This window comes from Symplocastrum torsivum, assembly GCF_059505465.1.
The window spans coordinates 108,828-115,258 of sequence record NZ_JCACKQ010000011.1 but is presented as its reverse complement, the minus strand read 5'-3'; the positions used below and the strand labels follow the sequence as shown (position 1 = coordinate 115,258).

Here is a 6,431-nt window from a genome sequence, read left to right as displayed (position 1 = left end):
GGCTAATGATTAAAAGGCTTTCAGCCTCTTCTCAAGATCTCAAATGGGTTCTATAGACTTCTCTACTCCTGCTCCTCTTCTCCCCCTGCTCCCTTGGGTGACTCTAGTTTGCGGGAACTGTCCACCAAGCAAGGGCGTAAGGCTGAGATGCCTCATTTACCTGTTGGCGATACTGAACGCGGATTTTGTACCGACCAGCAGTAGGAACAGGGCAGAAAATATGTTCTACGCTATCGACTTCACTGACGGAAGAACAGACAGTTTTATTTGTGCCGTCGTCATCAGCAGGTACTAGATAGAGGTCGAGGTTATTCAAACCGCGATCGCGAAAACTCTCCCCAACATCAAAGGCATTGTTCTTGTTCTTATCGTCTAGATCGACTAGGCGCTCCCAAGCAAGGGTTAAAGACACAAAACTGCCTGCCTTTAACGGTTGTTCCAAGACATAATCCTGAGAGGCTTTTTCCTCAACCGTTCGATAATCCCAACCCATTGATGGCACCACTGCCTCTGGACTCCATTGACCAGGACTAAACTGCTCATAAGCCCTGAACGCATTAAGATGTCCTGTCCCCATCTGGATATCTAGAGGGATTTTTGGGTCTTTGTAGGCATCAGACTCTAACCAGTTGAGGCTATTTTTGCCCAAAACGGTGCGAGTCATTCCCAAGCGCAAGCCATCACCATTGTCTTTGATTTTGTCAGCGGAGTTGAGCAGCACGGCTCTCATGACTTGATTGCGTCGAGAATCTGTACTCCAATTTGGTTGCTTAGACTGGAGTTGGCGATCGCCAAATTCCTGAAGCAGTGCTACTGATGCTGTAATATGAGGAGCTGCAAAGCTTGTACCGCTAACCTCAACAATCTTGCCATCCAGTTCATACACAGCTATTTTGCTGCCGGGAGCTGATAGATTAATCGAGCGACGTGGACCAACATTAATTTCACGAGTGATCAAACGTCTGCCAATCCCTACAGGAAGCGCACTCAAGTTAGCAAAATCTACCTTGCTAAACACGCCGTCTCTCTGCGTTGTGTAGGCAACATTAATCCCATTAAAGTTGTCGGTGGGAATCGGAATGCCACCACTGCCTTGATTTCCTGCAACCACGTAAAGAACATCGTGGGTGCGGGCTGACCAATCAATACACTGGGTTAACAAAGCATTGCCATCAAGCGTGGCTTCTGGTCTGGGATCACGCTGGAGAGGTTCACCAAAGCTAAAGTTAATTGCCCGAACATCTCCACCGTTTTGCAAGGCAATATGTTGGGCAGATAAACACTCTTCGGGTTGCCCACCTTCCACAGGTGAACCGGAGGCAGAGGAATATAGGCGTGCCCCCGGTGCAACTCCCGGTAGGGTTTTGTCACCGCTGATCATCACACTAGCGACCATTGCTGCGTGGGAATCAACATCGGTATTTACTTTCGCTGGTTCATTACGAAAGAATACTCGTTCTAATGCGATCGCAGGATTCCAGGAAACTGACTTGTCAATTCCAAATAGTCCTGGTCTGCCAATTTCGACCTGACCAATCGCAATCTTACGACCAGTTAAGTTGTAGGGGGGTTCGCGGAGTTTTTGGGCATTAATTCCCGTTTCTCCTACAGAAGCGGGTGAAGCCAGTGCTGGGATTGTGAAGCAGGAGGCACTTAAACCCCCAATTATCCATCCGAGTCTCTTTACAGTCTGCCGATGAGCCAAGGAAGCTTCTCCTAAATTGTTATCAGTTATTAGGGGCAGGTGGGTCGAAATCTACGTGTAGTCTTACCCACCTCTAAGTTATATGTACTTAGTTGGGGATCGCAAAGTTAGGGGATTACTAAAGATTTTGTTAAGATATATAGGCACAGAGGACGCAGGAGAGTATCGCCAGTCATGACCCAATCGCAATCTCAGAACCCCATAGTTATTGCCCCTTCTATCCTATCAGCGGATTTTAGCCGACTGGGGGAAGAAATTCAGGCGGTGGATGCCGCTGGTGCTGACTGGATTCACGTTGACGTGATGGATGGTCGCTTTGTCCCGAATATCACGATTGGTCCTCTGATTGTTGAAGCAATTCGCCCCATTACGAAAAAGCCTCTGGATGTCCACTTGATGATTGTGGAACCAGAAAAGTACGTGGAAGATTTCGCGAAAGCAGGAGCTGATATTATTTCTGTTCACTGCGAACACAACGCTTCTCCCCATCTACACCGCACTCTATGTCAGATTAGAGAACTCGGTAAGCAAGCGGGTGTAGTGCTGAATCCCTCAACACCATTGGATTTGATTGAGTATGTGTTAGAAGTCTGTGATTTGGTGCTGATCATGAGTGTCAATCCCGGCTTTGGTGGACAAAGCTTTATCCCCGCCGTGTTGCCAAAAATCCGCAAACTGCGTCAGATGTGCGATGAAAAGGGTCTTTCTCCCTGGATTGAAGTCGATGGTGGACTGAAAGGAAATAACACCTGGCAGGTTTTGGAAGCGGGAGCAAATGCGATCGTTGCTGGTTCGGCTGTGTTTAAGGCGAAAGATTACGCAGAAGCGATCGAAGGGATTCGCAACAGTAAGCGTCCTGAGCCGGAATTAGCAACTGTTTAGGTAATACTGATTTAAATCTCTTTAAATATCCAAAAATAACCTGCTAGAAATTTCACCTTCAACAAGGTTGAGAGGAAAGCGGGTTATTTTGATGCAGTACTATGCCTGACTAGATGCTTGAAAGCGATCGCGCTTTTGGTCATGCGAAGTTAGGATTAGTGTCTGATTGGCTGAAAAGAGAAGCTCTTGTTGAAGAGCAAAGACGCAATACCTGCCCCTGCCCATCAGCGGAAAAGCTATCAATCGCCAAACTCCACTTCTAGTATGTGCTGTACCTGTTTCAGCAAAGGCGGTACTTTGTTCTGGATAATATCCCAAAGAATTTCGTTCTCCAAACTAAAGTAGGCGTGAGCGAGTACATCACGTAGTCCAGCAATTTTTCGCCACTCAACCTCTGGGTAGCGATTCGAATTTCTAAGGGTACGTTTTTGGCAGCTTCCCCAATAATCTGTAGATTTCGCATTACCGCACAGGACTTACGCAAATCCATCCTTGAAACACCATTTGCAGGGGCGCACAGCTGTGCGCCCCTACCAGATATGGGGCTTGTGCGTAAGTCCTAACCGCATCAAAAGTACGCTCATCACCTAGGAAATCCTCAAAGTTCATGCCTTGGGTGTAGCGTAGCACTTTAGCGCTGCTGGCAAGAATGTCTTCAATGTAGAGGCGGATACTACGTGACAGGAATAGCCTCCTGTTCTATGGAAGGTCGAATTTGTGGTCTGAGGGCGCGTCTACTCACTAAGTCTACCTGTGTTCCAAGGTGGTCTTCTAGGTAGAACTTCAGATCCATGTATCGGTCAAAAGTTACTAGTCCCTCAAACTCAACTAAGATATCCACATCGCTACCTGGTTTAGCCTCATTCCTTGCCACTGAGCCGAAAATTGCTATCGACTTAAGTCCAAAGCGCTTGAGTGAGTCTTGATGCTGCGCCAGAATGGTCAGTACCTCATCTCGCTGCATGGTCTACCTGTAAAGCCTTCTCCCAAATTTTACATATGGTTGGTGGGAAAATATGAAGCAGACAAAGCGATCGCATTTTCCCTGACCGCTACTACGCGATCGCATTCTCTTCCCCTACTCCCCTTCAGGCGATCGCTTTGGTACTCCAAACTCGTCAGGCAACTCCTCAATACTTCTGTCGAATACCTTACAAAGTGCCTTCATTTGAGGCACAGTCAACATTGCTGGTGCGCCTCTCTCCCAGCGACTAATAGTTGCTACAGCTACACCAATCCTAGTAGCTAGCTCCTGTTGGGAGAGTCCCGCCTCTTCTCTAAGTTTCTTTAACGGGGACTCATTGTCCTCTGAGCCAGATTTCTTTTTGACCACAAGCTATTAACTTAATACTTTGACTTGATAGTTTGACTAGTCGATGTATAATAAAAAGGACACAAGAACAGGCAGGAAATCCGGGAAGCCACCGCTAGGGTAGTTAGGTGCTTTCTTGAATACCCTTTTGGATGCCTGCTGCTTTCTCAGTGTCTTACATAAATAGTCATCACACCACAACAAAAGTAGGTGATTCCGCTTTGAGCGCTCAGCGCTTCGCCTATTGGGTTGCCATATTCCTTGCGAAATCTGCGTACATCTCGTGCGCGATCGCATATTTTCCATGCCCATTTACCCAATCGGCAAGCATTCGCTATTGCCAGGAGTGCCTCATGAGCTACAAAACTCAACTGTTTCCGTGGTGCATTATTCGCCCTAAAGTCAACATACAGCAAATTATCGTCGCTCGTTTTCGCCGTCGCAGCGATGCAGAAGCCCACCTTCAAATTCTCCGACAGCTACTGCCAAACGCACCCCACACCATCATCTTTGACATCACACTCGATAATTCCAAGCAAGACAGCGAGGGAGCGAAATAATGAGCATCTTATTCCGACGCATTCAACCCGCTCAGCGATTTCATATCAACCTCCGCTACATCGCCCATGTCTTGAAAATTCCCCTATCTGCGATCGTGCGGGTTGAATGCTGGGCTTATGTTCTATTTGTCCATCGCTGTGATAAAGGCGGTCAATTCATTAGTTACCGTACACTGAACCGTTGGACTAGAACAATTGCTCGGATGATTCAGACAAGCCCTACCTTAGAAGATTTAATGAAACTGGGATATTGGATTAAAGAGGAAGCCGAGACATTCAAGGAAAAATACCCCCCAACTGTGTTGGATTACTGGAGAAAACTCTGGGCAGAACGCCGAGATAAACTCATGTCATTTTGCTAGTGCAGCATGGCCCAAATGAGTGACCAGTTAACAACAGAGGCAAAAGTAAAAAATACAAACCTTTTGACCTTCTGCCTTCTGCCCCCTGCCTTCTTGCACTAGTTCCTGCAACAAATCAGATTCCTACTCCCTCCTTCGGAAAAAACCCTAGAAGTAATTCCCCGATGGTTGCTCAAAAGTGATGAATATAAGCAACAAGTCATAGTTGCCAAAACTGTAACCAGTAGAAGACCTCTAGCTAGAACGGGTCATCCTAAAAAGTAATTGCATCGGTAAGTGAGGTAGTCTAATGAATCGAAAGATGCTCAGTCGAGTGGGTGTTAGTGTGGCAGCAGGGATTGTTCTAGCAGGTTTACTAGGAGGGGTGATGGCTCAAAAACTCAACGCCTTCAGTGCCTTGTTGAACTCCCAAAAGCCTGAATCACCACGTTTAAATGCACAATTACCTAATGCAACAGTGGATTCCAAAGTTGTTGCAGCAAATACAAAATTTGGCTTTAAGCTCTATAAAGAAATTCTTAAGCAGGACAGCAACAAGAACGTTTTTGTCTCACCGACTAGTGTTGCGATCGCCCTCTCCATGACCTACAACGGCGCTAGCGGCGAAACCCAACAGGCAATGGCAAAAGCATTGGAATTACAAGACATAGCCTTACCCACAGTTAACCAGGCAAATAACGCCTTAAAAGCCTCCTTAGAAAATGCAGACCCTGATGTCCAGCTATCAATTGCTAACTCTCTGTGGGCAAAGCAAGGCTTTACCTTCAATCCTGACTTCATGGAAAGAAACAGGCAGTTCTATGGAGCAAAAGTAACAGAACTCGACTTTACTAGTGCTGATGCTCCACGTACTATCAACAACTGGGTTAAAGAAAACACTCGTGGGAAAATAGAGCAGATTATTGAGCAAATCCAACCCGATCATGCTCTCTTCCTAATTAATGCAATTTACTTTAAAGGTAGCTGGACGGACAAATTCAAAAAGAGTCAAACGGCTGATCGTCCTTTCTATCTATCCGATGGGAGCCAGAAGCAACACCCGATGATGTCTCAGTCGGGTGAGTATCAATACTACGATAATGACACGTTCCAGGCTATCAGTTTACCTTACGGAAAAGGACGCATGAGTTTGTACGTCTTTTTACCGAAAAAGACTACTAATCTTGAAGCGTTTCAACAACAGCTTACTACTGAAAACTGGCAACAGTGGATGAATCAATTTGGGATGCAGGAAGGCTCTATCCAACTTCCTCGCTTCAAGTTGGATTACGATATTCAACTCAATACAGCGCTAAAAGCATTAGGGATGGAATCGGCTTTTAGTGACGCAGCAAATTTTTCTAATATGACGTCTAATCCAGTTGCTATCAATGAAGTCAAACATAAGACTTTCGTAGAAGTGAATGAAGAAGGGACCGAAGCCGCTGCTACGACTTCGGTCACCGCTGTTCCTACAATGGCACGAGTTCCAACAGAACCTTTCCAAATGGTTGTTGACCGTCCCTTCTTCTGTGCGATTCGGGACAATCGAACCGGAACAATTTTGTTTATGGGTTCAATTCGAGAGCCAAAGTAATATTGGTTGTTGGTTGTTAGTTGTTAATGGTTGG

Annotated in this window: 9 protein-coding genes; 4 read left to right on the top strand and 5 right to left on the bottom strand. The window is 46.1% G+C overall.

Annotated features, from left to right (window positions below):
• Positions 1-103: 103 nt before the first annotated feature.
• Positions 104-1,705: a S8 family serine peptidase gene (locus tag AC5JL3_RS03780; RefSeq protein WP_496073205.1), complete on the bottom strand. Its 1,602-nt coding sequence runs from the start codon at positions 1,703-1,705 to the stop codon at positions 104-106.
• A gap of 174 nt (positions 1,706-1,879) precedes the next feature.
• On the opposite strand from AC5JL3_RS03780, the gene rpe reads away from it, so the two are divergent.
• The gene (rpe, locus tag AC5JL3_RS03775) at positions 1,880-2,587 is read left to right on the top strand and encodes a ribulose-phosphate 3-epimerase (RefSeq protein ID WP_496073204.1); all 708 of its coding nucleotides are present in this window, start codon (positions 1,880-1,882) and stop codon (positions 2,585-2,587) included.
• Between the two features lie 239 nt (positions 2,588-2,826).
• Here the strand turns inward: rpe and AC5JL3_RS03770 are convergent, their stop codons facing one another.
• The 4 genes from AC5JL3_RS03770 to AC5JL3_RS03755 form a co-directional block, all read right to left on the bottom strand.
• Positions 2,827-3,060: a HepT-like ribonuclease domain-containing protein gene (locus AC5JL3_RS03770; RefSeq protein WP_496073209.1), complete on the bottom strand. Its 234-nt coding sequence runs from the start codon at positions 3,058-3,060 to the stop codon at positions 2,827-2,829.
• Between the two features lie 200 nt (positions 3,061-3,260).
• Positions 3,261-3,551, bottom strand: coding sequence for a nucleotidyltransferase family protein (locus tag AC5JL3_RS03765; RefSeq protein WP_496073203.1), 291 nt, complete (start codon positions 3,549-3,551; stop codon positions 3,261-3,263).
• 114 nt (positions 3,552-3,665) lie between these two features.
• Positions 3,666-3,920 (bottom strand): helix-turn-helix transcriptional regulator, encoded by a 255-nt coding sequence (locus AC5JL3_RS03760; RefSeq protein WP_496073202.1) that lies wholly within the window; start codon positions 3,918-3,920, stop codon positions 3,666-3,668.
• Positions 3,921-4,066: 146 nt separating this feature from the next.
• Positions 4,067-4,270, bottom strand: coding sequence for a hypothetical protein (locus AC5JL3_RS03755; protein WP_496073201.1), 204 nt, complete (start codon positions 4,268-4,270; stop codon positions 4,067-4,069).
• Here AC5JL3_RS03755 and AC5JL3_RS03750 point away from each other — a divergent pair.
• The 3 genes from AC5JL3_RS03750 to AC5JL3_RS03740 all read left to right on the top strand — a co-directional run bounded on the left by AC5JL3_RS03750 (position 4,253) and on the right by AC5JL3_RS03740 (position 6,397).
• Positions 4,253-4,459, top strand: a complete 207-nt coding sequence (locus AC5JL3_RS03750) for a hypothetical protein (protein WP_496073200.1) — start codon at positions 4,253-4,255, stop codon at positions 4,457-4,459. The genes AC5JL3_RS03755 and AC5JL3_RS03750 overlap by 18 nt on opposite strands.
• Positions 4,459-4,821 carry a hypothetical protein gene (locus tag AC5JL3_RS03745; RefSeq protein ID WP_496073199.1) on the top strand — a complete coding sequence of 121 codons (363 nt, stop codon included), beginning with the start codon at positions 4,459-4,461 and terminating at the stop codon, positions 4,819-4,821. Before AC5JL3_RS03750 ends, AC5JL3_RS03745 begins: the two co-directional genes overlap by 1 nt.
• Positions 4,822-5,110: 289 nt before the next feature.
• Positions 5,111-6,397, top strand: a complete 1,287-nt coding sequence (locus tag AC5JL3_RS03740) for a serpin family protein (protein WP_496073198.1) — start codon at positions 5,111-5,113, stop codon at positions 6,395-6,397.
• Positions 6,398-6,431: the final 34 nt, after the last annotated feature.